This window comes from Lactobacillus sp. W8174 (assembly GCF_016100975.1).
GTDB lineage: Bacteria > Bacillota > Bacilli > Lactobacillales > Lactobacillaceae > Lactobacillus > Lactobacillus juensis.
In genome coordinates this window covers 46,999-72,299 of sequence record NZ_JACFRN010000004.1, presented here as the reverse complement: position 1 = coordinate 72,299, position 25,301 = coordinate 46,999, and the positions used below count along the sequence as shown (strand labels likewise).

Below are 25,301 nucleotides of genomic sequence, written 5' to 3'. Positions count from 1 at the left end.
CTTTAGTAAACAGGTCGATCTTTTCCCTGTGTATCTGGATCGGCAATTCCAATGCTGTCATTATCATATAATGCAGGATTGCGAACAATTTTTAAAATTGCGTCTGCAATGCTTTTGCGTGAACCTGAAACACCAATATAAGGTTCATTATGAGTAGTAATAGAATATTTGATTTCATTATGATCATTGAGCCAGGGTAAACGTAAAGTAGTATAATGCAAGCCAGATCTTGCTAAAAGTTTGTCCGCGTTAATGGCAGCCTTTAGTCCCGGCATAACAAATTGGTGATTCCACCGGCCAAATTCACCTCCAACTTCGTTATATATGCCAAGAATGTTGGCAAAAATTACACGTGAAACATGGTTAATTTTCATCGCTTTAATTACGTTTTTAGTGATGATGTTATCCTTAGTATGATCTATAACGTTAACGAAAACTATATTTTGTTTATACATAGCTTTATTGACAGCTTGATTGTTATTTAAATCAACTTCCATCATTCGGGCTTTGGGTTCCAATAAACATAAGCGATGTGGAGTGCGCAAACCCAGTGTTAAATTGATATCTTGGAAATTATCTTCAGAAAGTATGCGGTTTTCAACGATTCGAGCTATTTGACCATTAGCCGCTAAAATTAAGAAATTCATAATTATACCCCTTTTTGTAATTAATGTTCAGTATAGTGGGTTCGAGCAACTCTAAGTCAAATTTTTTAATAAATGTTGTTTAGTTTAGTTAAAAGTGAAATATAAAAAATAAGTGCTTTATCCTATCTTGGTGAAGTTGCTAAAAAGGAGATACTAATGAAAAAATTTAGAATTAAGATGTCAGCGAATTGCTGGGAATTAGTATATATACTTTACGCTACTATGAAAAAATTGGTTTATTAAAGTTTGTTAAACGTGACGAAAATGGAATTCGTGAATTTGAACCAAATGATCTGATAGCGATTAGTATGACTATTTATCTAAGAAAAACGGGAATGCCACTTAAGGAAATCAAAAATTATCTTCAACTAGCAGAGAATGGTATTGATACGGTTGAACAGCGCAAGGAAATGTTTTTAAAACAGAAACAAAAAGTGAGAGAACAAATGAGGGTACTGGATAAATCAATGGAAGTAATTAATCATAAGCTTAATTTTTATGATGAAGCTGCAAAAAAATAGTATGGACGTATGCAGGGATGAGCGCAAAAAAGTGGTTAGCGGAAATATTGGCTGGAAAAGAAAAAGTGCAATAACTGCACTAAAGGTACAGTATTACACATAATTTATATTATTTAAGTTTAAACAGAGTAGTTTGGGCAGGTTTGAAGCAAAGGATTAACATTATTTTAATCGTAATTATTTGCTTTTGACGGCAGCAGCATTAAGATAATAAACCAAATATCTCCAATGATTGGTACTATCATAATTAGAACCCACCAGCCAGAGCGATTGGTATCATGTAAACGGCGAAAGCGCAAGGATAGCATTGCAATCCAAACAATGAAGGAAATAATAAGTGAACTGGTTTTAATACCCCAGTCGCCCCAAGTATAAATATCATTAATTGAATGACCTAATAAGCCTTCAACTAAATGCATTAAAATAAAAGCTAATATCCAGTTGATAATTACCGGCCACCAATATTCAGAACGATTAGCAGTACCAGAAAAATTAAAGATATTCTGCCAAAATTTTTTATAAGATTTAAACATTGAATTTTTCCTCCTATTTGTACCTCATAAATTCATCATAGAACAAAGAAATTAATAGAGCAAAGATAATGTATTTTTTGTGAATTAATAAGCAATATTTTTGTTTTATTATTATAAAAGCGGTATCTTGAAATTGAATTTATTGAAGGGAGAAAGTACAAATGGACAATAAATTATCAGACCCGTTAAAGCGCTATCATCATGACGATTTTCCTAAGCAATCACAGGAATATCCGGGACTGCAAAGTAAAATGGCCCCAGCACCTGCAGGCGACATGGCTGATTATGAAGGCCACGGCTTATTAAAAGATCGCCATGCTCTTGTCACAGGTGGTGATTCTGGTATTGGCCGCTCTGTAGCAATTGGCTTTGCTAAAGAAGGAGCCGATGTCGCAATTCAGTATCTGCCAGAAGAAGAATCTGATGCTAAAGATACAGCCGAATTGATTAAAAAGGCTGGACGTAAAGCAGTTTTGTTGCCAGCTGATTTTCGTAAACGCGGTGAGGCAACAGAAGTTGTTGAAAAAGCTGTTAAAGAATTCGGCAGCCTTGAGTTGCTGGTGATGAACTCTGCTATCCAACAGAATGTTGATGGTTTAGAGAATTTGTCAATGGATCAAGTTCACGATACCTTTGAAGTTAATATCATCTCGATGTTTGAAATGGCTAAAGCGGCTGTACCGCATATGAAACCAGGCAGTGTAATTTTGACTTCGACTTCTTTAGAAGGATTCAGCCCGTCACCAATATTGCTTGATTATGCTGCTACGAAAGCAGCAATTGTCAGCTTTTCTATTAATTTGGCTCAAAGCCTTGCTCCTAAAGGAATTCGCGTCAATAGTGTTGCTCCCGGCCCAGTTTGGACACCTTTGCAGGTTTGTGGTGGTCAGCCAACTGATGCTCTTGCCACATTTGGTCAAGAAGTGCTGTTGAAACGCGCAGGACAGCCTGATGAAATAGCTCATGTTTATATTTTCTTGGCTTCAAACTTGGCCAGTTATGTGACAGGTCAAGTTTATGGTGCTACAGGTGGACCAGCTATTAATTAAAGGATAATAAATTAAATTTAATTTCCGTTTTTGCTTCCGTGTAAGCAAAAGCGGATTTTTTTATGCAAAATTTGCTTTTTGGTTAGGGCTTCAGTATATTAAATAATTAATTAGTCTTTAATATCTAAAGAATAGAGGTGAAGAAATGAATAAAAGTATTTTTCAAAAAATAACACTTTTGTCTCAAAAAAATGCCAGGATTATCGCAGACGAGTGGCATTATGACGGACAATATGCTTTTTACGATATGAAAAATGATCGAGAAGATTATGATGAAATAGTTTCTCCCAAGTTACGTAAAAATAATTACTTTCAGGTTTTGGATAAAAACGACAACTTGGTCGCTTTCTTTTGTCTTGATCCAGATAAGGAGAAAAGAGAACAAGTTGAAATTGGCTTGGGCCTAGCTCCAAATTTAACTGGTCGTGGTTTGGGCAGCCAATTTATGTCAGTTATTGAAAATTACGTTAAAAATAACTATGATTACCAAGTGATTATTTTAGCGGTTGCTGACTTTAATTTGCGCGCAATTAAAGTCTATCAAAAGGCAGGTTATGTCCAAACAGGTACAGAAAATGTGCATTCAAATGGCGGCATCTATAAATTCAATATTATGGCAAAGAAAATTTGAGTTTAGTTTTATAGATATTATATGAAAGAATTGAAGGTGAAAATTATGGATAAAACATGGCAAAAAATGTATGAGGCAGCGAAAAAAGTACAGGGGTTCACTGCCATTGGTCCTCATATGGAAGCTGGTGGAGTTGCTGCTGCTGTTCTAGCTGAATCAGGAAAAATTTATACGGGAGTTTGTATTGACACAGCCTGTGGATTAGGTGTCTGCGCGGAACGCAGTGCTCTTTTTAATATGATTACCAATGGTGAAACTAAAATTAGCAGAGTTTTAGCATTAATGGCAAATGGTAAAAATGGTGCCCCTTGTGGTGCTTGTCGCGAATTTATTGTTCAGTTAATGGAAAAGGATTATCAGCAAGTTGAAATTATGCTGGATTATGAAAAGGACAAAATCGCTACAATGGGCGAACTAACCCCGCAATGGTGGCTATAATGGATAAAGAAGTAAAACAATTTTGGCAGGATTTTTGCCTAAAGCACAATTTGTCTGCCGGCACTAAAGTTGACGCTTGGGCTTTTGGTGATAGTGAAAAAGATGCAGATGAATTGGCTGAATTAGTTAGGAGAGGCATAAAAACTGCCACAACTTCAGAATATGTACCAGGTGATGAAGATATGCCTAAAGTTGGCGATTGGAACATAATTCTCGATGGTCACGGTAAACCCGTCTGTGTTGTCCAAGACAAAGCTGTAGAAATTATTCCGTATAATCAAATTTCCGCAGAGCATGCTTATCATGAAGGAGAAGGAGATCGCAGTTATCAATATTGGCGTAAGGTTCATGATCAATTTTTTGAAGAAGAATTTAAAGCTAATGGTCAAAAATTTTGTCCTCAAGCGCCAATGGTTTGTGAAACTTTTGCAAAGATTGATTAGTTGGGACGTTGCAAAATGAAAAAAATATGATATAGTTAAAATAATTTAGAGAAAGAGGTTATTGCCAAAATGGAGAATTAATTTCTGGTTTTATTAGTAAGCAAAAAGTTTGATAGCCAAAGCTTTTGTCATGTTTTTTGCCGATAATCAGAAATTAGTTTTGTCTCTTTATGGTGATTCTTTAGTTTCACTAGCTTTTTGTGCACTGCTAATCAAATTATGGGCAATTTGGTTATCAGTGCTTTTTCTTTAGCAAAAAGCAGGTGTTAACATGGAATACATTAAAATAACTAATCTGAAAGTAGAGTATCAAGGTGAGGTTTTATTTCAAGCTCCACATTTAAATGTTCAAGACCGACAAATAGTTGGTTTGATAGGTGATAATGGTGTAGGTAAAACTACGTTAGTCAACATTATTGCTGAAAAGCCTATAATTTTTGAGATAGAAGGGCAAGTTAAACGAAATTGTCATACTATTTTAGTACCACAAATTTTAAATAACAATGAGCAAAGTGGTGGAGAAAAGGAAAAGGCTGTTATTGTTCAAGCATTACTGCAGTTAAACCAAACTCAGAATTCTCTGCTAATTTTGGATGAGCCAACATCTAATTTAGATATTGAGCAACAGCAATGGTTAATTAAAGTCTTAAACGGCTTAAAACAACCACTTTTAGTAATAAGTCATGATCAAGCTTTTTTAAGTAAACTTGTCAATGTTATCTGGCAGATTAAGAACCAGCAGATTTATGAATTTAAAGGTACTTATGACGAATACCAGCAATTTCTTAGAATGCAAGCAAAAAGGCAGAATACTGAGTATTTTCAAAAGCAAGTTGAAATTAAAAGGCTAAAAAAAGATCAAAGGGAGTACGAAACTAGGGCTAAAAAATCTACTAAGAAAAAGAAAAATATTTCTTGGTCCGATTGGAAAATAAAAGATAGCAGCGGTTTAGAGAAAAGCCTTTTTCGTAAAAGCACTTTACTGAAAAGGCGTATAGCTAAAGCAGAAACAACGTTGGAAAAGCCGCAAGTTCATCATCCAATTACTTTGGGCAATATTGAAAACAAGAACTTGAAGTTATCACAGAAAAGCAGCATAGTCAGATTCAAGACTCAAAGTGTTACTGTCCATAAAAAGCAATTATTTGCTATAACTAAAGAGCTGAAAATCAAAGGAAAAGAAAAAATAGCGTTAACCGGAAAAAATGGTGCTGGAAAATCGGTTTTTTTAGCAAAACTATTTCACAAAAAACTGGGTGTCTGGCTTAATCCACAGCTAAAAATGGGTTATTTCCAACAGAATATGGCCCAGGAAACTAAAGAAACAGCTACAGTAAAAGAGGTAATATATCAAAACAGCATTTTTAATAAAACCACTACAATGCAGCTTTTAGGTGATTTACATTTGCAAAGGTCTTTGGATAACCAAGTTAGTGCTTTGAGTGGAGGCCAGCTGGTTTGTTATAAATTGGCAAAAGTGCTTTTAGGTGAGCATAACTTGCTGATACTTGATGAGCCGGACAACTTTTTAGATATTTCATCTATTAATGCTTTGGAAGAATTTTTAAGAAACTATCCGTTTGCTGTTATTGTAGTTTCTCACGATCAGAACCTGTTAAAAAACTTAAACTTTACTTCTTGGAAAATAAAAAATCACAAGTTAATAACTCCTAGTGATTTCTCCAGTAAAGAAAAAGCTAAGACTGCTAATCAAATCAGTTTATTACAATTTAAGTTAGACCAGCTGATTTCTGATCCTAACGCTTCATTTACTGACATTGAAAATATTTCCCAGGAAATAAATAGTCTCAAAAATAAATAAAGTCTCTAAAGAGAACTAAGTTCTATTAATTGAGGTAGCAGTAGCTTGACTATTCCCGCCAGTAGAATTAATAAAATAAAGTTAAAGGCTAAAAAGCCTATTAATATTCGACTACTATGGACATGTGCCTGTTTTAATGCTAACAAATTAGCAAATGAAGCTAAAGGAGTCCCTAGACCGCCAACATTTACACCAAGAAAAATTGAGACTATGTCTGTACTGAATCGAGTCATGAGAAAAGTAGCTGGAACGTTACTGATTATTTGGCTTAATGTTATACCTGTCAGATAAGTGATAAGAGAATTCTGATGCAATAGTTGGGTGACAGTGTTAATAATCAGCTTTTGCCTGCCCAAAATGCCGACTATTAAGAAAAAACCGATAAAGGTAATTAAAGTACCATAATCGACTTTTGTAAAAAGCAAATGGTTTATGACTATGATGGCTACTGTTACTACTATTGTGGTATAAATTAGCGGTACGAAATGAAGTACTCCTGCAAGTGTAACTATTAGTAGTGCAAAAGCAATGATTAGAGAAATTGGCTTTACCTCATAGTCTGTTTGTTTTAAAACTGGAAGCGGAGTTGCTGGAATTACAAATGTTGTTAACAAAATTAAAACAAAACTAACTAGGAACAATGGGAGTGAAATTTTGAAAAAATTAGCCGTAGAAAGCTGATAGTGATTGTAGAGATAGAGGTTCTGCGGATTACCGAAAGGAGTCAATGCACTTCCTATATTTGCTGCAATTGTGATTAGTGCCAAAGGAAAAGTAAATGGCCCATGAACCTGCTTGTGAATAACTAAAAATAATGGTACTAAGCTTAGGATAGCTACATCATTAGTTAAAAACATAGCTAAAAATCCTGCTAATAGAACTAATAACTGAGTAACTTGTCTATGGGTATGAGCTAGATTGATGATTTTTTGACTTAAATAGTCCAATGCCTTAATGTTGATCAAATATTGTGTGACAAGCATTAAACTAAATAAAGATAAAATTGTTTGCCAGTTAACATCAGACAGTTTTGGCAAAGTGCGACAAATCATACAAATTAAAAATAAAATTAAAAGAGTAACCCACATTATTTTTTGCTGCTTAATGATTTTATTGACTATTTTCATGCTGCATCACTCTTTTAAAAAATAACTTGCTCAAAATTTTTAACTTAAATATTTTACTACGAAAAGTAAATAATAGTTAGCTTTTACACGAAAGACTACAATTTACTGCCATATTCTGATAAAAACAAAAGATACACTTAAATCGATAATAACTATTATAATATTAATAACTAATAGTATCAGCTTAAATGAGGAGAAAAAATGATGAAACCAATTATTGGCATTGCCGGGTCTGAGATGATTGATTCTGGTGGGATGTTTCCAGGTTATAGACGTAGTTATGTTAATGAAGACTATGTGGATTCTGTTGTTAAAAATGGCGGAATTCCGTTTATAATTCCATTTACTGAAGATGATGAAGTTATTAAAAGCCAGATGACTCATGTTCAAGGATTGATTTTAACTGGCGGTCACGATGTTGACTCTCACTTATATGGTGAAGAATTAATGCCTAAAATAGGGCCTATTTGGCCCCAGAGAGATCACTTTGATATGCTTTTATTAAAAATTGCTGAAGAAGCTAATAAACCCGTTCTAGGAGTTTGCCGCGGAGCACAAATTATTAATGTAGCACATGGCGGCAGTCTCTACCAAGATATTAGTTATCGCTCAGAGCAAACTATAAAACACGAGCAAGGTCATACGCCTGATTTACCTACTCATAAAGTAACAATTAAGGAAAACAGCTTGTTAGCTAAAACTTTAGGTAAAACTGAATGCATGGTTAATTCTTTTCATCATCAATTAATTAAAAACGTAGCGCCAGATTTGCTTGAAGTTGCGGATGCAAGTGATGGCGTGCCTGAAGGACTTGAAAATAAACAGGGTACGGTTCTAGCAATTCAATGGCACCCCGAAATGCTACATAATAATCCTAATACTAAGTATATGAATAATTTATTTAAATTTGTGGTTAAAAACGCCAAGTAAGGAGTAATAATGAATCAAAATAAAAACGCTGGGGATAAGTTAGGCTTTTGGTCAATTGTTTTTTTAGCAATTAATTCGATTATTGGCTCGGGTATTTTTTTAACTCCTGGGAGCGTGGTTAGTCAAGCAGGGAGCAAAGCCCTAATTGTCTATTTCATCGCTGCAATTTTTGCTTCAATTTTAGCTATTTCATTTTCAGCAGCAGCCAAATACGTAACTAAGTCTGGCGCTTCTTATGCTTATTCTAAGGCGGCCTTTGGTGACAATGTTGGCTTTTACGTCGGTATCTTGCGTTATTTTTCTGCTAGCGTTGCTTGGGGAGTAATGGCTGTCGGTGTAATCAAATCAACTATTTCTATTTTTGGTGGAAATCCTGACAAATTTTTAAATGTCACCATTGGCTTTATTATATTAATGGTTGCAGTAACTGTAATTAACTTATTTGGGCAAAAATTTGTGAAACTTGTAATGAACATGGCTACAGCTGGTAAATTAGCTGCATTAATTTTGATTATTGTAGCTGGAGTTGTTTTACTTATTACCACTGGGGCCAGCCATAGCTTGTCATCCGTTGACCAAATAACGCAAAATGGGCATAAAATAGTACCGGCTTTAACTACTACCGGTCTTGTTATGGCTGTTGTTTCTGCATTTTATGCTTTTACAGGTTTTGAATCAGTTGCTTCTGGTTCGGAAGATATGCAAGAACCAGAAAAGAACTTACCTAAGGCTATTCCACTAGCAATTTTGGTTATCGCTGCTATTTATATAGGAGTAGTAGCCGTAGCGATGGTTTTAGATCCAAAGGCATTGATGACGACTAAACAAGTGGTGGCAATCAGTGCGATTTTTAAAAATGATATATTGCGGGATGTAATTTTAGTTGGAGCGCTTATTTCGATGCTGGGAATAAATGTTGCCTCTAGTTTTAATGCACCACGTATTTTGGAGGCAATGGCCCGTGAACATCAACTGCCAGCTACTTTAACCCAAAGGACTAAAAACAACTTTCCCATTAAAACTTTCTTTATTTCTGAAGCACTAGCAATTTTAGTACCCTTAGCTTTTCAATATAACATGACTAACTTAATTACGTTGAGTGCCATGGTCCGATTTCTAGGCTTCATCATTGTTCCCCTGGCAGTAATCTGCTTTTACTATGGTAAAAATAAGCAGCCAATTTTACCAGCTCCTAAAAACATATTGACTGATATTTTTGTACCAATATTGTCAATTGTTTTAGTAATCTTTTTGCTAGTTAAATATAATTGGCAAGCTCAGTTTGGTATTATTGAAAATGGCAAAGTCGTTGGCGTTAACTGGTATGCGATTTTCATGATGATTTTTGGCTTTATAATTTTGCCGCTGTTTATGTTTTGGTTTTCGAGAAAAGAAAGAAACAGTCAGCAATAAATTTAAAAACTTACAGTAAAAAAACCGGACTAGACAATGCTAGTTCGGTTTTTTGCGCTGTTAATTAATGTATTTACGGAAGAAGTTTAGCTCATCTTCATTACATTTCTTAGCCAATTCATCTTTTTGATTAACATGAAAAACATGACCTCGTGGATGTTTCTTATCACCATAGAAATGAAGTTCATGGTAAATATTTTTGGCCTTCAGGTAGCCTGAAAGCATATAGGCATTATCACGCAAGAAATCATTTGTGCATGTCATTAAGAAAAGCGGTGGCAGTGCTTGAGTCAAAAATTGTTCGGCATTTAATTCATCATGCTTATTTAAGAGAATTTCAGGTCGGAAGTAGGCTTCTGGTGCCCCAGTATATGAGGGAATTTCGGTTAGGAAATAGGCGCCACAGTTTAAAGCGGCAGCTTTAATTGTTAAATGGGGTACTGAATAGCCAAAATACTTGCGGTATTCATTGTTAGTGTAAGCTGCTAAAATTTGTTCTCCCATTTGGCCGCCGGCACTGTCTCCAACAATAAAGACATTATTTAGATCGAATTGATATTTTGTCGCATTTTCCTCTTGGGCTACCCAGTGAAATACACGGTTGATATCATCTAGTTCTCCGGGATAGACCACATCTGGTGCTAAACGGTAATTGGCATTAACTACGGCAAATCCTTCTTTAGCCAGAGCCAAGCAATAAAACTGATAGGTTTCTTTGGTGCCATATATCCAGCCACCACCGTGAATATTCACGATTACCGGTAATTTAGCACTGGTTCTATTCTTTGGTAAATAAACATCAAGTATCTGATACTTGGGATCCTTACCATAGGAAATATTATCAAACCGTTCTACTTCCGGAATTTGTGTTGGCAATCCAGCATCGCGCTGATCATCACCTTTTTTAATTGCAATTCGTGTTTCTTCAACTAATTTTCGATAATCAGGTTCTGACATGTTACAGCTCTCCTTTTTTGTAATCGCTTTAATATTATATTTTACTTCAATATAAGTAAAAAAGAAGGTTATAAAATCATTTTAAAGTGATAATAAAGGTACTTTTTAATAGTTAATTCTTATAAAAATAAGTACTAATTTTTAAACATCAATTACCATAACTTGAACAGCTTTAATAAAACAACTAACATAATTGGTAAGTAAATATGGGGTATTTAAATGAATGTAAAGCAAAAAGTGTTAACTTTAATTAAAAAAAGCCAACAGGAAAACAATCAGTATTTATCAACTACTGATTTGGCAGAAAAACTTAGCCTTAAACGTAATACAGTTAGTCACTATCTAAATCAGTTAGTTAAAGAAAATGAATTAATAAAAATTAATACACGCCCAGCAGTATTTATTTTAAAAAAAATTGCTGAGAAAAAATCAGGATGTGTATTAGACAATGAGTATAGCAGTATAAAAGAGTTACAGAAAAAGTATCGTGATGAAGATGTCTTTAATAACGTAATTGGACATGATAAATCACTTTATAGCCAAATAAAAAAACTCAAAGCAGCTGCATCATACCCAGGAAGCTTACCAATTCTTATTAATGGACAAACAGGAACAGGTAAAAGCTATATCGCACGAAAGTATTTCGAATATTGTGTAGCAGAAGATTACATTTCTAAAGATGGTAAATTTGTCAGTTTTAATTGTGCGGAATATGCGGATAATCCAGAACTGCTGACGGGAACTCTATTTGGTTATGTAAAGGGAGCTTTCACTGGCGCAGATAGTAATCATCTTGGGCTTTTTGATGAAGCCGATGGAGGCATGCTCTTTCTAGATGAAGTTCACAGACTAGATGCCAAAGGACAAGAAAAACTTTTTTCATATTTAGATAGTGGCAGTATTTCAGCTTTAGGAGATGCAGGAAATAAGAAAAAAGTAAATGTAAGGTTAATTTGTGCGACTACAGAAGATATTCAGAGTAGCTTCCTAGAGACATTTATTAGAAGAATCCCAGTTCAAATTTCAATGCCTCCTTTGAAAGAGCGTACACAAAATGAGATTCGTGCTTTAATTATTTATTTTTATATTCAACATGCTCAAAAGATCAACAAAAGCTTTAAAATTAATAATCAAGTTTTCTTAACGCTGAGCAATATTAACTATCAAAATAATATTGGACAATTAAAAAATGATATTTTATTGTCTGTTGCCAGTGCTTTGGAAAAAGATATTAATTCTAAAATTATAAGTATTAAACTTGCGGATTTGCCACAAGATATTTTGCCTTCAAGTTTAGCTGAAAATAATAATTCAGTCAAAAGTAGTGCGGACTTGAATATTAAACCTACTAGTAAAATTACTGACTTTATTGAAAGCGAAAATAGCACTAATTATATTAATAAAGCGATCCAAAAGATATACTTGTTATATCAAAAAGAGGACTTTTTACAGTTTAGATCAAAAGCTTTTGATGTTGTTAACTCTCTGTGTGATTATTTAATTTTTAAGAAAGATGACTTGAACATAGGAGAATTACCCTTAAATTTGATAAAAAACACACTTAACCAAGAAGTAGGCTATTTGCGGAATGATTTTAATAATGACTTTAATGGCAACATTATTGTAGCTATTTCTTATTACTTTTATTTTCGACAGGAGAATCACTGGCCAATTTCTTCTAAAGAAAACCAATTGATTAGAGAAATCACTGCGAAATTAAATGAAGTAACCTACGTTAAGCAAATTGTGCAGGTAATCTTGGATACTATAAGCAAAACTCTGAACTTGTATACTGATGAAGTAGACAGAATGTTTCTGACTATTTATCTTGAAAGTATAAAAAGAAATATTAATTCTAATTTAATTCATTGCATATTGTTAGCACATGGCTATTCCACTGCAAGCAGTATTGCTGACACGGTTAACAAAATAATAGGTGAACCATTGCTGGATTCTTTTGATATGCCAATTGATATTAAACCTGAAGATATAGCTCAAAAAGTAGCAAACTATATTCGTGTAAGACATGTCACTAAGGGAATAATATTAATGGCAGATATGGGTTCCTTAGAAAAGATACCTGAATTAATAAAAACGGAAATAAACTTTCCTATAGTTATTTTTAATAACGTATCAACCCAATTAGCATTGTTTGCTGCTGAGTATATTAAAAAGAAAAAACCTTTGTCAGCTATGGCTAAAAATTTAAATCAAGTTATTCATAATGATTATCGTATTATATATCCTAAGATGATCAAGCAGAATGTTATCATTGTTTGCTGTACAACTGGAATAGGAACGGCTGAAAAAATAAAAACAATGATTAAAGATAGCTTACCAAATAAAGCCAAAATAATGGTGAAGGCATATTCTTACGACTCATTAAAGATAGAAGACCAGGAAAATACTCTTAAAAGAAAATATAATATTCTGACAATTATAGGTACTGTGAACCCTGGATATGAAAAAATCCCATATATTTCAATTGATCAACTTGTAAATGGATCTAAATTAACTACATTAAAAGATTCTTTACAGGGTATCCTAAGCAAACAAGATTTATATAAATTTAATGATTCTATTCTTAAAAACTTTAGTATAGAAAGAGTAATTAATTCCTTAACAATTTTGGATACTAAAGCAGTTATAAAAAACATTAGTTTTTGTCTTGAAAAAATGAATAATTATCTCAATAAAAGATTATCAAACCAAACAACAATGGCACTTTATGTGCATATTAGTTGCATGATTGAAAGAATTATTCGCAACCAGTCCTTAGAGAACAGTCCAAGAAATTTTACAGACAGTAAGGAAAAAGAAAAAGGGATTGAGACAATAAAATTAGCTTTACACCCACTTGAAGAAATCTATAATATTAGAATTCCTAAGACAGAGCTAAAATATATATATGAGTTAGTTTTTAATTATGATAGATAATAATCAGACACTATTTATAATTCCTAGATATAGTGTCCAAATCATAGTATTAAACTGGAATAAATAATATAAAAAGCAGATTGCGGAAAAGTGATATGATCCCGCAAGTTTGTTCTAATTTTAGGGTTCACATCAAGCCAAACTGCTTTTTGACACTGAATTGGCACACTTTTTGCTAATTAATTAGTGAAAGCGATTGTAATATAGAAGTCATTAGTATCATTTGAAAGGAAAATAAAATGAGTATTGTTTTAGCAAGAATAGATAATAGACTGCTTCATGGCATAATTGTTACTCAATGGGCTCCACAATCTGGATCTAACAGGGTAATGGTAATTGATGATGAAACAGCAAATAATTCAATAAGTAAGGCAACTATGAAAATGGCACGACCAGCTGGAAATGCAATTTCCATTATTACAGAAGAAAAGGCTTTGACTAATTTTAAAAATGGTAAGTATGATGCTGAAAAGCTACTTGTTCTGGCTAAAGAACCACAAACTTTTTTGGATTTGGTGAAAATCGGTGTTCCAATTGAAAAATTGAATATTGGCGGTACTACAGCTCGTGATAATGGCATAGAAATTTCTAAGCGAGCTTTTGCTGATAGTCATGAAATAACAGTATATGAGTCATTAATTGATAAAGGCGTCAAGTTATTTTCTCAATATGTTCCAGCTGATAAAGAAATAGAAGTTACTAAGGAGTTTTTAGAAAGTAAGGTTAATAGTTAAAATGCATTTTTCAATATTACAAATTATTCTGTTAACGCTTTTAGCTTTTATAAAGCACGTTGATTACTATGGTATTCCTATGCTATTCGTTAATTATCCTGTTTTTTGGGGGCTTTTTACCGGAATAATAATGGGAGATATACAAACCGGATTATTAGTAGGTGGTACAGTTCAGCTAATGTCATTAGGAGTCGCTGGCTTTGGTGGTTCGTCAGTACCAGACTATGGTACAACAGCGATCATTGCTACTGCTTTTGGAGTTTCAATGGGTAAAAGTGCTGGTTTAGCAATAGGCTTACCTGTTGGAATGCTGGGAGTTCAATTAGATGTTATTGTTAAAATTCTAAACGGATTCGTGGCTAAAAAAGCAAAAAGTTATGCAGATTCTCGTCAATTTAAAAAAATGAGTGCAGTTACTTGGTTAGGACCATTATTCTTTGGCCTTTCAGCAGCAATTCCAGTTTTCATTGCCGTCACTTTAGGTCAATCAGCCGTGAACTTTATTTTACAAGTTATGCCAAAATGGTTCATGACAGGACTGACTATAGCAGGTGAAATGTTACCTGCCGTAGGTATTGCAATGCTGTTAAATTATATGCCGACAGGTAAATTAGTTAATTACTTATTAATTGGTTTCTTTCTAGCTGCTTTTCTAAAAGTGCCAATTATCGGTGCTGCAATTATTGGTTTTGCAGCTGCATTTACAACCTATAAGCAAGCTGAAAAAGAAGGACAAGCTAAAGCCATGGCTGCAAATACAAATTCAGGTATAGGAGAGGACGAATAAAATGGCTAAAGAAGAAGACGAAAATATTTATGGCCCAATAGTAACAAAAAAAGATTTGCGTAAAGCTAATTATCGTTGGCTAATGAGTGTTGAGACATTTAACTACGAGACTCAACAAGGGGCTTCTGTTGCATATGCTCTATCCCCAATTTTACGTAAAATATATCAAAAAGATGATGATTATGTAGAAGCTTTAGACAATCACTTTCAATATTATAATACTCAACCATGGTTAGCCGCTATTGTTCTAGGAGCATGTGTTGCTATGGAAGAAAAACAAGGGTTAGCTGCTAAAAGTGCTATTAATGATTTTAAAGTTGGTACTATGGGACCACTAGCTGGAATAGGAGATTCTCTTCTAATGACAATGATTCCAACTATCATGGGTTCAATAGCAGCTTATATGGCTTTGGAAAATAATCCATTCGGTATTATTCTGTGGGGTATCTTAATAGCAATTATCTTTTTCCTACGTATGCATTGTTTTGAGTTTGGATATAGACAAGGCTCTAAAGTTATTACAGAATATGGTGATAAGATAAATTACTTAACTGAAGCTGCTTCTGTTTTAGGCATCACAGTTGTAGGCTCTTTGATTGGATCCGTTATATCTGTTACATCGCCACTAAAATTCCAATTTGGAAAAGTTACAATGCAAATTCAACCTATGTTGGATAAAATATTACCACAATTAATTCCAGCATTATTAGTTTGGCTAGCTTATAAGCTTTTAAAATCTAAAAAGTGGAACATGACTTGGGTGATTTTACTATTTATTGTAATAGCAATGTTTGGGGCAGCATTTGGCTTTTTAAAATAATTAGGTAAGGAAAAATAATGAAAAAGATTATTATTGTAACTCACTATACACTTGCACAGGGCTATCAAGAAACCCTTGCTGGACTGACAGGAGATAAAAAAATTGTCACAGCCATTTGTGCCTATATGAATAATGAAGGAACAAATGAATTAAAGGAAAAAGTTGGCAAGATATTAAATAATTCGGACGAATTTTATATACTTACTGACTTAAGTTTTGGCAGTGTAAATCAAGTTATGAGTCAATTTGCATCTGCTAAGATTCATATAATCACTGGGGTTAATCTACCCTTTGCATTAGCACTAGCTCTTGCAGTTAAAAATGATCAGCCAATTAATATCACTAATTTAATTAATCAAGCAAGACAGCAGTTATTACAAGTATCAGTAAATGATATAACTGATTCAAATGATGATGAGTAGGTGGTAAAGAATGAGCTCTTTAGATGATGTATTACATTTTAAAAATGAACAAAGCAGGACTATTTCTGCCGAAAATAAGACAGGGGCTCCTGGAAAGGCAGCAATGGCAACCGGCAAGCTAGGACCACAAAGAAAAGGAAGTGCTGATATTTCACTTGAACAGGGAGAAACAGTAACATTAGCTGACATTATTGGGCCAGGAGAAATTCGCCATATGTGGTTTACAGTTACAGACAAGACAACTAAGGGAAGTTTTGTTTTGAGGGATTTAGTGTTGAGAATTTACTGGGACAATGAGCAAAATCCTTCTGTAGAAGTCCCATTGGGTGACTTCTTCTGTAATGGTTTTGGAACTAGATGTATAGTTAATTCTATACCAATTGTTGTAAATCCCTTTGGTGGCATGAATTCTTACTTTAAAATGCCCTTTAACAAACATGCAAAAATTACTATTACAAATGAACACCCTGGATTTCTTAAACACTTTTTCTATACTATAAATTATGTTAAAAAAGCCAAAACTGAAGATTTGTTGTATTTTCATGCGCTTTGGAACCGCGAAAATCCAGTAAAAATAGGACAAGATTATACTTTACTTGATGGAGTAAAGGGCAAAGGCTATTACGTGGGCACATATATGGCTCTTTGTGCTTTACAAAGATATTGGTGGGGTGAAGGTGAATTTAAATTTTATATTGATGAAGATAATCAATATCCTACTGTAACTTCAACTGGGGCAGAAGATTATTTTGGTGGTGCTTGGGCTTTTCAAAAACAGGAATATGGTCATTTGCCAGAAACTCATACATTTTCAACTGCCTATCAAGGTTATCCGTTTCACGAAACTCAAGACCATTCGCGGGATATGTTTAGTGCAGGAAAACCAGATCCTAATTCTGTTCATGCTTGTGGTAATGATGGCTTACCAGAACATGGGTTGTACCGATGGCATTTGCCTGATCCAATAGCTTTTACTAAAAAATTAAAAGTTACTTTTCAAGATATAGGTAATGATGATATTGGTCTGTTTGAACGTTCAGATGATATTGCAACAGTAGCTTATTGGTATCAAACTGAGCCTCATCAACCATTTCAACGCTTTTTATTGAGAAATGAACGTTTGCCAAGATAGATAAAAAGGATAGTGAATTGATTTCTAGATTTGGTTATCTTTTTTAATTCTATTTTAAATTTATTAATTATTATATATGATTTATATATTAATTTAAATTAATGAAACAAATACTGTAAATATAAGCCATAAAAAACCAAACTTGTTTAAGTTTGGTTTTTAAAATATCAGCTGCTTTAGTTATTATTCACAGCAATAAAATTCTGATATGCTTCATTTTCTGAAGTAGTTGTAATCTTAAAATTATTAAAATCAGGCTGCTTCTGGTGCAAGGTACTTTCTGCAACGTCAATGTAATGTGTAACTGTCGCATTTCCAATTAATTCGATCCAATAGCTATTGGCGGTGCGATGTACCTTTGTTTGGACAAATCCTCCGGGATTTGAAACAGTCAGCAATTTATCAAACAGATCCTGTGACTTGTTGGTCAAAGCGTAAATTAAGCTTGCTGCAGACATGCCAGTACCACAAGCGTTGGTAAAACCAACACCGCGCTCAAAAGTGCGAACGAAAAGGTGGCCAGAAGACAAAACTTGAGCAAAACTGACATTTACTCCATCTGGAAAATAAGGATTTTTATGATTTAATTTAGTTCCTAAATTTGCTAACAAGTCACTTTTTAAAACATCATCTGAAACTAAACTAATCAAATGAGGGTTGGGGACAGCGACTGCTGAAAAGGTTAACTTGGGTGCAAATTCAGGTACTGCTTGGTTTAGTAGTTCAGAGCAGCCTAAGTTGGTAAAAGGAAGATCTGCAGCTGCAAAACTAACCGGACTAATTTCTACACTGACTGCTTTAACGTTTTGCGCCCAGTCTGGCTGACAACTAACACGCAAATCACTTTGCATTGTTTCGACTTTGAAAGATTGCTTGTGGTATTTTTGCGCTAGATAACGGCCCACAGTCCGTAAGCCATTGCCACACATGGAAGCAAAAGAACCATCAGCATTAATGACCTGCATTTTGCCTATGGCTTGTGGATGATGCGAATTGCTGACTACTAACAAGCCATCAGCTCCGTTTAATAATCCTGTGGCGGAGTTAGTTATTTGTTTGGCCAAATTAACTAATTCATTTTTAGTTAAAGGGTTTTGCAATTGGGTTTGATCTAGTAGAAAAAACGTATTCTGTGAACCGTGAACTTTTTGTAGTTGTACCATAAAAATTGCTCCTTAAATTAATTAAAAAACTTATGATAGATTTCTTTAACGGCAGCTGCTGCGTCTGCTTTTTTAGTACCCAGCATAATTGAGATCCTTGAAGCACCTTGGTTAATCATATGAATTGCAATATGCTTTTGTGCCAAAGGCAGCGTGATATTCTTCATTACCCCAATTTTGTTTTTCATTCCTTCTCCTACAACCATGATAATGGCATAGTCATCAATCCACTCTAATTGATCAGGATTAAGTGCCTGTTGAATTTCAAGACACATTTGCTGGCGGATTTGTTCATTAAATTGGCGTTTGTCAAAAATCACAGTTAAATCGTCAATTCCTGAAGGCATGTGTTCATAAGATATATTAAATTTATAAAAAATTTGTAGTAATTTAAGAGTAAAACCGACCTGTTTATTTAGCAAGTATTTATGTAAATATAATGCGGCAAAATGACCAGAACTAGCTACTCCTGTAATTGTACTTTGAGGCTGAAAATTATTTTCAGGTACGATCATTGTCCCCGGCAAATCTGGATGATTGGTATTTTTGACATTAATTGGTATTTGCCCTTCAATTGCAGGAATAATCGCTTCATCGTGAAAAACTGAAAAGCCTGCATATGACAGTTCCCGTAACTCGCGGTAGGTCATAATCTTAACGGCATGGGGATGAGCAATTATTCTAGGATCAGCAGCGTAAATAGCATCGACATCAGTGAAATTTTCATAAAGGTCAGCGTCAAGTCCCCGTGCCCAAATTGCTCCGGTAATATCAGAACCACCACGAGAAAAAGTAGCAATTAAACCGTCTTGAGTAACACCATAAAAGCCAGGAACAATTAATAAGTCTGAAGTTTGAGTCCACTTCTGCAAATTGCTGTAAGTTTCCGGCAAAACCTGGGTGTCATTAGGGTTGTCAGTCACAATAAAACCAGATTCTTTAGGGTCTAAGAAACGAGCTGGTATATGACGACTTTGTAAAATTAAAGTCAAAAGCTGAGCATTTAGTTTTTCTCCATGCGCTTTAAAGCCTGCCATTAAAAAATCTTTACTTGGATAAGAAACTTGAGGTAGATTATGTAATTCTTGCAATAAAGGCTTTAATAATTGTTCGGGTATTTTAAAATAAGCGGCAATGTCATGATACCTGGACCAAATTGTTGTAACAGTTTCACTATAATTTTGTTTATTAATTGTTTCCTGGGCATATTTTATTAATAAATCTGTTACTTTAGTGTCATTTTTATATCTTTTTCCTGGCGCTGAAGTAACTACAATTTTACGAGCCGGATCAGCATTAATAATTTTTAAAACTTTTTGAAACTGTTCTCCGTCAGCTAGAGAACTACCACCAAATTTTACAACTTTCATGTTAATACCTTTCACAATTAAATTTAATTTAAGTAATTAGTATTGGATTTTAACATTAAAATTTTAATCTTCAACTGAAAAAGAAAGTTGCTAATTAATAACGCTATTATTTCTCTTAAGAAAGCTTTGGTAAAAAGACTCTCGATAAATGCCGGTCTTAATAGCATTTGTTATAACTTTAAAAAATCAATTGTAAAAAATAATTTTGCGGATTTGAAAATCAAAAAATATTTACCAGCAAAAATGGTTGACAATCATATTAATTAATAATAATATTTTAATAAATCGAAGAGGTTGCAACCAACAAAAGTAGCTGGTGGAGTTTCTGCAAAAACTAAGAAGCCAGTTAAAGGGGCGGTTGCCGAAGCGTTAGTTATTGCGGTAATTAATTAGCTGGGACGTAATCTAACAGGTTACGGACTGTCGCAATTTTATATTCGCGGAGCGCTATCGACAAAATTGATACCAGATAATAACTTGAAGGACTCTTTTGTTAGGCACAACAAAAGAGCCTTTTTTATTTAACAAAAGGGAGAGACTTAAATGGCTGCTAATGATTATTACCAGACTAACGCTCAAGGTCACTTGGCAATTGGTGGAGTAGATGCATTGAAACTGGCAAAAGAATTTGGTACTCCATTAGTTGTTTATGACGTACAAAAAATCAAACAGCAATTTCAGGCTTTCCAAAAGGCATTCGCAGAAGAAAGTGTAAATTATGCAATTAGTTATGCCAGTAAGGCTTTTGCTACAATTGCGATTTATCAGGTAATTAATGAACTTGGCGGACATGTTGATGTTGTTTCGGGCGGAGAATTGTACACAGCTCTAGAAGCAGGATTTCCGGCAGAAAAAATCAGTTTTCATGGTAATAATAAGACCGCAGATGAGCTATTAATGGCCGTCCAAAACCATGTCGGTGTCATTGTTTTGGATAATTTTTATGAAATTAAGTTGCTGACGCAAATTTTGCAAAAAACAAATGCTCAAGTGCAAGTAATGCTGAGGCTAACTCCAGGGGTCTCAGCTCATACTCACGAGTATGATCAAACTGGTCAAGAGGACAGTAAATTTGGTTTTGATATTAGATCAGGCCAAGCCGAGCAGGCATTTTTAGAGGTAAAAGCTAATAAACAGATGGACTTGATTGGCTTGCATGCCCATATCGGTTCACAAATTTTGGAAACAGTTGGTTTTAAGCTGGAAGTTGAAAAACTTATGCAGTTGGTCAATAACTGGAAACAAAAATATGACTACCAGCCTCAAATCTTAAATTTAGGTGGCGGGTTTGGCATTAGATATACCAAGCAGGACAAAGTTTTGACTGCGCAAACTTTTATCAGCCAAATAGTGCAGACAGTTAAAAAATGCATACAAGAAAGTCACTTAAAAATGCCGGCTATCTGGATAGAACCGGGTCGTTCAATTGTAGGGGAGGCTGGTTATAGCTTATATACAGTTGGTGCACGCAAAGAAGTACCGGGACTATTGCCTTACACTTCAGTAGATGGTGGTATGGGAGATAATATCAGACCGGCACTTTATCAAGCACAATATGAGGCATTATTAGCAGAAAATCCTCATGCAGAGCCTGAAGAAACTGTCAGACTGGCAGGGCGCTATTGTGAATCAGGCGATATTCTTATTAACGAACTGCCATTGCCTCAAAGTAAACCAGGTGATGTAATTGCAGTTCTGGCTACTGGGGCCTATGGCTATAGTATGGCTTCAAATTACAACCGTGTTCCACGTCCAGCCGTTGTATTTGCAGAAAATGGTCAAGCACAAGTAGTAGTTACACGTGAAACTTATGCGGATCTAATCAGCCATGATCGCTTTTATCAAACGAAAGGATAATTAATAAATATGAAAAAAATGTCGGCTGCTGAAATCATTGATTTCATCGCTAATTCAACCAAAAAAACACCAGTTAAAGTATATGTCAAAGGTGAGATAGCTAAGCTAGACTGGCCTGAAGATTGCAAATTTTTTAATGAAACTCACACTGGTGTCGTTTTTGGAGATTGGCAAGTATTGCGACCCTTTTTAGAAAAAAACGCAGAAAAGATAACATATTATCAAGTGGAAAACGTCAGTCGTAATTCTGCTATTCCGTTATTGGATCTAAAAAACGTCTCAGCCAGAATTGAACCTGGTGCGCTTATCCGTGAAAACGTTGAGATAGGGAAAAATGCTGTAATCATGATGGGTGCAGTCATAAATATTGGTGCGGAAATTGGTGAAAATGCCATGATTGATATGAATGCTGTTTTGGGCGGTAGAGCAATCATTGGTGCTAACAGCCATGTAGGAGCGGGTGCCGTAATTGCCGGAGTTGTCGAACCGGCTTCAGCACAACCTGTGAAAATTGGCAAAAACGTTTTGATTGGTGCTAATGCCGTAGTTTTAGAAGGAGTCCAAGTTGGCGACCATGCAGTGGTAGCAGCAGGTGCTGTAGTAACTAAAGATGTCCCAGCAAATAGTGTCGTTGCCGGAGTGCCGGCAAAAGTTGTTAAAATGCGTGATCAAAAAACTGCCTCTAAGACAGGAATTGAACAGGGATTAAGAAAGCTGTGAATTAATTAATGTTAACTTCTGAGCAACTCGTTAAAATTCGCCGAGATTTACACCAAATCCCTGAATTAGCCTTGCATGAACACCAAACACAAAAATATTTATTACATATTATTAGCAATTTTACTCAAAAATATATTGAAGTTCGCACATGCCCTGATCTGCCCACAGCAATATTGGTCAGGGTTCAGGGAAGTAAACCGCAAAAAACAATCGGTTATCGAGCAGATATTGATGGCTTACCGATTGAAGAAAAAACGTCTTTGCCGTTTGCCTCCAAAACTCAAGGTCAAATGCACGCCTGTGGTCACGATATCCACATGACAGTGGCACTAGGAATTTTGGCTTATTTTTGTGAACATCAGCCACAGGATAATTTGCTTTTCTTTTTTCAACCAGCTGAAGAAAGTGAAAGTGGCGGTAAAAAAGCCTATGAGGCTGGAATTTTTACTGGTAAATGGCGCCCTGATGAGTTCTTTGCCTTGCATGTTACTCCTGATTTGCCTACTGGCACAATTGGCTGCCGTTTAGGAACATTATTTGCAGGGACAACTGAAATCAATATTGATTTATATGGTAAAGATGGACATGCCGCATATCCACAACAAGCCAATGATATGGTAGTAGCTGCTGCTTCTTTAATAGAACAAATTCAGACAATTGTCTCACGTAGTATTGATCCCATTGCAGGCGGAGTTATCACAATAGGAAAGGTCAGGGCTGGAACAGTTAGAAATGCTATTGCAGGTCATGCTCATCTAGAAGGAACTATTCGCGGACTAACCCAAAAAATGATTGAAAGAATCGATCAGCGCCTGCAGGATGTGACTCAAGGAATAGCGCAGAGTTTTAATGCTAAGGTTGATTTGCAGCTTAATCAGGGTGGCTATTGGCCAGTTGAAAATGACCCCCAAATTACAGCAGAATTCATTAATTATATGAAGAAAAATCCTCAAATTAACTACCAAGAGATGCAACCGGCTATGACAGGGGAAGACTTTGGCTACTTACTGGCACAAATTCCCGGTACTATGTTCTGGCTGGGAGTGAACGATAATTCTCAACTCCATTCTGCAACCTTTAATCCACACGAAGAAGCAATAGTAATAGGAATTAAAGCAATGGTAGGTTTTTTACTGAGTCATATGTAGCTCAAAAGGAGAAAGACATGACTAATTTTGACAAAGCAGATTTAATGACCGCGATAATTACGCCCTTTAATAAAGAAGGAAAAGTTGATTATCCCGGACTGAAAGAATTGACAGAACATTTAATTAATACGGGTAGCAACGGCTTTGTGATTGGGGGTACCACTGGTGAAACAGCAACAATGACCCATGACGAAAAAATAGAACTATATACTAAGTTTGCTCAAATAATTGCGGGACGAGTCCCTGTAATTGCGGGCACGGGCAGTAATAATACTGCACAGACAGTTGCATTTACTCAAGAAGTGGGGCAAATTCCCGGCATTGATATGGCTTTGGTAGTAGCGCCATATTATAACAAGCCTAATCAAAGAGGCATTATAGCCCACTTTGAAAAAGTAGCAGAAAATTCTCCCGTTCCAATTATTATTTATAACATTCCAGGTCGGACTGGAATTAAGATTAGCAAAGAAACTTTGGTTAGTCTGTCGCATAATCCTAAAATTGCCGGTGTTAAGCAATGTGCGGAGTTAGAAGACTTAGAATATATTGTTGAACACGCAGCAAGTGACTTTTTAGTGTATACAGGCGAAGACCTGCAATCTTTAACTGCTAAAGTTTTAGGTGCAAAAGGAGTGATTTCGGTAGCTTCTCATGTTTATGGTTCGACCATGCGGGAAATGTATGATGATTTAGATCAGGGCAAAGTAGCTGCAGCAGGAAAATTGCAAAGGCAACTAATGCCGAAAATGCAAGCATTATTTATGTACCCCTCACCTTCACCGATTAAGGCAGTTTTAAACGCTCAGGGTTTACCTGCTGGTGGCTGCCGGTTACCGATTGTAGATTTAAATGAAGCAGAAAAAAGGCAATTAGCTGTTCATTTAGGTTTAGCTGAATCAGCTTTATTGCATAAACTGCCGTTAGAACTAGGAGTATAATATGAAAAAAATTTTGGTAGCTGGGTCCACAGGATCTATGGGAAAACAAACAGTACAGTTAGTAGAAAAATTACCGGATTGTCAACTGGTAGCAGTTTTAGCACCAACGGCATCTAAAAGTTCAGACTTTGAAGCTTCAGTTAAATGCTTTGATAATTTAGCTGCTGTTGATGTGGATGCCGATATTTGGGTTGATTTTACTACTCCACAAGCCGTTTATGAAAATACTAGATTTGCTTTGGAACACCATATGCACCCCATTATTGGAACAAGTGGTTTAACCCCAGATCAAACAAAAAAGCTGCAAGCAATTGCACAAAAAGAAAAAATTGGTGGCATTATTGCTCCAAATTTTGGTTTGTCGGCTGTCTTATTAATGAAGTTTGCACAAGAAGCTGCCCGTTATTTTCCTGATGCAGAAGTAATTGAGATGCATCATGCTGATAAAAGGGATGCACCTAGTGCAACAGCAATAGCGACTGCAAAATTAATAGCAGCTAGTCGTAACCCAGAAAATTGTTCTCAATCTGCGAATGATTCTGCAGCTCGCGGTGCTGATTATGATGGTGTTCCTGTACATTCCGTTCGTTTACCAGGCTATGTAGCTCACGAACAAGTGCTTTTTGGCGGTCCCGGAGAAGCTTTAACTATCAGACAAGATTCATTTTCCCGTTCTTCATTTATGCAGGGCGTGAAAGTGGCCTTGAAAAAGGTAATGGACTTACCAGATTTAGTGGTCGGTTTAGACCAGATTTTATAATT

At 35.2% G+C, this 25,301-nt stretch carries 25 protein-coding genes and 1 riboswitch; of the genes, 19 read left to right on the top strand and 6 right to left on the bottom strand.

Features of this window, described 5'->3' with window-relative positions:
• Positions 1 to 2: 2 nt before the first annotated feature.
• Positions 3 to 647, bottom strand: a complete 645-nt coding sequence (locus H3U49_RS06420) for an NAD(P)H-binding protein (RefSeq protein ID WP_198180635.1) — start codon at positions 645 to 647, stop codon at positions 3 to 5.
• Positions 648 to 835: 188 nt separating this feature from the next.
• Here H3U49_RS06420 and H3U49_RS06415 point away from each other — a divergent pair, with 188 nt between their 5' ends.
• On the top strand, positions 836 to 1,168 hold the full coding sequence (locus H3U49_RS06415) for a MerR family transcriptional regulator (RefSeq protein ID WP_198180634.1): 333 nt from the start codon (positions 836 to 838) through the stop codon (positions 1,166 to 1,168).
• 167 nt (positions 1,169 to 1,335) lie between these two features.
• On the opposite strand, the gene H3U49_RS06410 is transcribed toward H3U49_RS06415, so the two are convergent.
• Complete coding sequence (locus H3U49_RS06410) at positions 1,336 to 1,701, bottom strand: DUF805 domain-containing protein (RefSeq protein WP_198180633.1); 366 nt, start codon at positions 1,699 to 1,701, stop codon at positions 1,336 to 1,338.
• A gap of 161 nt (positions 1,702 to 1,862) precedes the next feature.
• On the opposite strand from H3U49_RS06410, the gene H3U49_RS06405 reads away from it, so the two are divergent.
• The 5 genes from H3U49_RS06405 to H3U49_RS06385 all read left to right on the top strand — a co-directional run bounded on the left by H3U49_RS06405 (position 1,863) and on the right by H3U49_RS06385 (position 6,084).
• Positions 1,863 to 2,750 (top strand): SDR family oxidoreductase, encoded by an 888-nt coding sequence (locus H3U49_RS06405; RefSeq protein WP_198180632.1) that lies wholly within the window; start codon positions 1,863 to 1,865, stop codon positions 2,748 to 2,750.
• Positions 2,751 to 2,895: 145 nt separating this feature from the next.
• Positions 2,896 to 3,381: a GNAT family N-acetyltransferase gene (locus tag H3U49_RS06400; RefSeq protein ID WP_198180631.1), complete on the top strand. Its 486-nt coding sequence runs from the start codon at positions 2,896 to 2,898 to the stop codon at positions 3,379 to 3,381.
• 45 nt (positions 3,382 to 3,426) lie between these two features.
• Positions 3,427 to 3,819 carry a cytidine deaminase gene (locus tag H3U49_RS06395; protein WP_232347643.1) on the top strand — a complete coding sequence of 131 codons (393 nt, stop codon included), beginning with the start codon at positions 3,427 to 3,429 and terminating at the stop codon, positions 3,817 to 3,819.
• Complete coding sequence (locus H3U49_RS06390; protein ID WP_198180629.1) at positions 3,819 to 4,262, top strand: ASCH domain-containing protein; 444 nt, start codon at positions 3,819 to 3,821, stop codon at positions 4,260 to 4,262. The genes H3U49_RS06395 and H3U49_RS06390 overlap by 1 nt, the downstream gene beginning before the upstream one ends.
• 271 nt (positions 4,263 to 4,533) lie before the next feature.
• Positions 4,534 to 6,084, top strand: a complete 1,551-nt coding sequence (locus H3U49_RS06385) for an ATP-binding cassette domain-containing protein (RefSeq protein ID WP_198180628.1) — start codon at positions 4,534 to 4,536, stop codon at positions 6,082 to 6,084.
• Between the two features lie 5 nt (positions 6,085 to 6,089).
• On the opposite strand, the gene H3U49_RS06380 is transcribed toward H3U49_RS06385, so the two are convergent.
• Positions 6,090 to 7,211, bottom strand: coding sequence for an SLC13 family permease (locus tag H3U49_RS06380; RefSeq protein WP_198180627.1), 1,122 nt, complete (start codon positions 7,209 to 7,211; stop codon positions 6,090 to 6,092).
• 201 nt (positions 7,212 to 7,412) lie between these two features.
• On the opposite strand from H3U49_RS06380, the gene H3U49_RS06375 reads away from it, so the two are divergent.
• A complete protein-coding gene (locus H3U49_RS06375; protein WP_198180626.1) occupies positions 7,413 to 8,141 on the top strand; it encodes a gamma-glutamyl-gamma-aminobutyrate hydrolase family protein in 729 nt (242 codons plus the stop codon).
• A gap of 9 nt (positions 8,142 to 8,150) precedes the next feature.
• Positions 8,151 to 9,554, top strand: coding sequence for an APC family permease (locus H3U49_RS06370; protein ID WP_198180625.1), 1,404 nt, complete (start codon positions 8,151 to 8,153; stop codon positions 9,552 to 9,554).
• A gap of 60 nt (positions 9,555 to 9,614) precedes the next feature.
• On the opposite strand, the gene H3U49_RS06365 is transcribed toward H3U49_RS06370, so the two are convergent.
• On the bottom strand, positions 9,615 to 10,511 hold the full coding sequence (locus H3U49_RS06365; protein WP_198180624.1) for an alpha/beta hydrolase: 897 nt from the start codon (positions 10,509 to 10,511) through the stop codon (positions 9,615 to 9,617).
• A 219-nt stretch (positions 10,512 to 10,730) separates the two neighbouring features.
• On the opposite strand from H3U49_RS06365, the gene H3U49_RS06360 reads away from it, so the two are divergent.
• The 6 genes from H3U49_RS06360 to H3U49_RS06335 all read left to right on the top strand — a co-directional run bounded on the left by H3U49_RS06360 (position 10,731) and on the right by H3U49_RS06335 (position 17,343).
• Positions 10,731 to 13,448, top strand: coding sequence for a sigma 54-interacting transcriptional regulator (locus tag H3U49_RS06360; RefSeq protein ID WP_198180623.1), 2,718 nt, complete (start codon positions 10,731 to 10,733; stop codon positions 13,446 to 13,448).
• Positions 13,449 to 13,687: 239 nt separating this feature from the next.
• The gene (locus H3U49_RS06355; protein WP_198180622.1) at positions 13,688 to 14,182 is read left to right on the top strand and encodes a PTS sugar transporter subunit IIB; all 495 of its coding nucleotides are present in this window, start codon (positions 13,688 to 13,690) and stop codon (positions 14,180 to 14,182) included.
• 1 nt (position 14,183) lies between these two features.
• Positions 14,184 to 14,969, top strand: a complete 786-nt coding sequence (locus H3U49_RS06350; protein ID WP_187154132.1) for a PTS sugar transporter subunit IIC — start codon at positions 14,184 to 14,186, stop codon at positions 14,967 to 14,969.
• A 1-nt stretch (position 14,970) separates the two neighbouring features.
• The gene (locus H3U49_RS06345; protein ID WP_198180621.1) at positions 14,971 to 15,789 is read left to right on the top strand and encodes a PTS system mannose/fructose/sorbose family transporter subunit IID; all 819 of its coding nucleotides are present in this window, start codon (positions 14,971 to 14,973) and stop codon (positions 15,787 to 15,789) included.
• 17 nt (positions 15,790 to 15,806) lie between these two features.
• Positions 15,807 to 16,211 carry a PTS sugar transporter subunit IIA gene (locus H3U49_RS06340; RefSeq protein ID WP_198180619.1) on the top strand — a complete coding sequence of 135 codons (405 nt, stop codon included), beginning with the start codon at positions 15,807 to 15,809 and terminating at the stop codon, positions 16,209 to 16,211.
• Positions 16,212 to 16,221: 10 nt separating this feature from the next.
• Positions 16,222 to 17,343 (top strand): glycoside hydrolase family 172 protein, encoded by a 1,122-nt coding sequence (locus tag H3U49_RS06335; RefSeq protein WP_198180617.1) that lies wholly within the window; start codon positions 16,222 to 16,224, stop codon positions 17,341 to 17,343.
• Positions 17,344 to 17,519: 176 nt separating this feature from the next.
• On the opposite strand, the gene dapF is transcribed toward H3U49_RS06335, so the two are convergent.
• Positions 17,520 to 18,506: a diaminopimelate epimerase gene (gene dapF, locus H3U49_RS06330; RefSeq protein ID WP_198180616.1), complete on the bottom strand. Its 987-nt coding sequence runs from the start codon at positions 18,504 to 18,506 to the stop codon at positions 17,520 to 17,522.
• 17 nt (positions 18,507 to 18,523) lie between these two features.
• On the bottom strand, positions 18,524 to 19,876 hold the full coding sequence (locus H3U49_RS06325; RefSeq protein ID WP_198180614.1) for an aspartate kinase: 1,353 nt from the start codon (positions 19,874 to 19,876) through the stop codon (positions 18,524 to 18,526).
• A gap of 280 nt (positions 19,877 to 20,156) precedes the next feature.
• Positions 20,157 to 20,335: riboswitch (Lysine riboswitch) on the top strand.
• Positions 20,336 to 20,419: 84 nt separating this feature from the next.
• Between H3U49_RS06325 and lysA the strand changes: the two genes are divergently transcribed.
• Genes lysA through dapB form a run of 5 tightly spaced genes read left to right on the top strand, consistent with a single transcriptional unit; the run spans position 20,420 to position 25,299 of the window.
• On the top strand, positions 20,420 to 21,733 hold the full coding sequence (gene lysA, locus H3U49_RS06320; protein WP_198180612.1) for a diaminopimelate decarboxylase: 1,314 nt from the start codon (positions 20,420 to 20,422) through the stop codon (positions 21,731 to 21,733).
• 9 nt (positions 21,734 to 21,742) lie between these two features.
• The gene (gene dapD / locus H3U49_RS06315) at positions 21,743 to 22,453 is read left to right on the top strand and encodes a 2,3,4,5-tetrahydropyridine-2,6-dicarboxylate N-acetyltransferase (protein WP_198180610.1); all 711 of its coding nucleotides are present in this window, start codon (positions 21,743 to 21,745) and stop codon (positions 22,451 to 22,453) included.
• An 8-nt stretch (positions 22,454 to 22,461) separates the two neighbouring features.
• Entirely contained in the window at positions 22,462 to 23,601 is a 1,140-nt protein-coding gene (locus H3U49_RS06310) for an N-acetyldiaminopimelate deacetylase (RefSeq protein WP_198180608.1), read from the top strand.
• Positions 23,602 to 23,618: 17 nt separating this feature from the next.
• Positions 23,619 to 24,539 (top strand): 4-hydroxy-tetrahydrodipicolinate synthase, encoded by a 921-nt coding sequence (gene dapA, locus H3U49_RS06305; protein WP_198180606.1) that lies wholly within the window; start codon positions 23,619 to 23,621, stop codon positions 24,537 to 24,539.
• Between the two features lies 1 nt (position 24,540).
• Positions 24,541 to 25,299 (top strand): 4-hydroxy-tetrahydrodipicolinate reductase, encoded by a 759-nt coding sequence (gene dapB / locus H3U49_RS06300; RefSeq protein ID WP_198180604.1) that lies wholly within the window; start codon positions 24,541 to 24,543, stop codon positions 25,297 to 25,299.
• Positions 25,300 to 25,301: the final 2 nt, after the last annotated feature.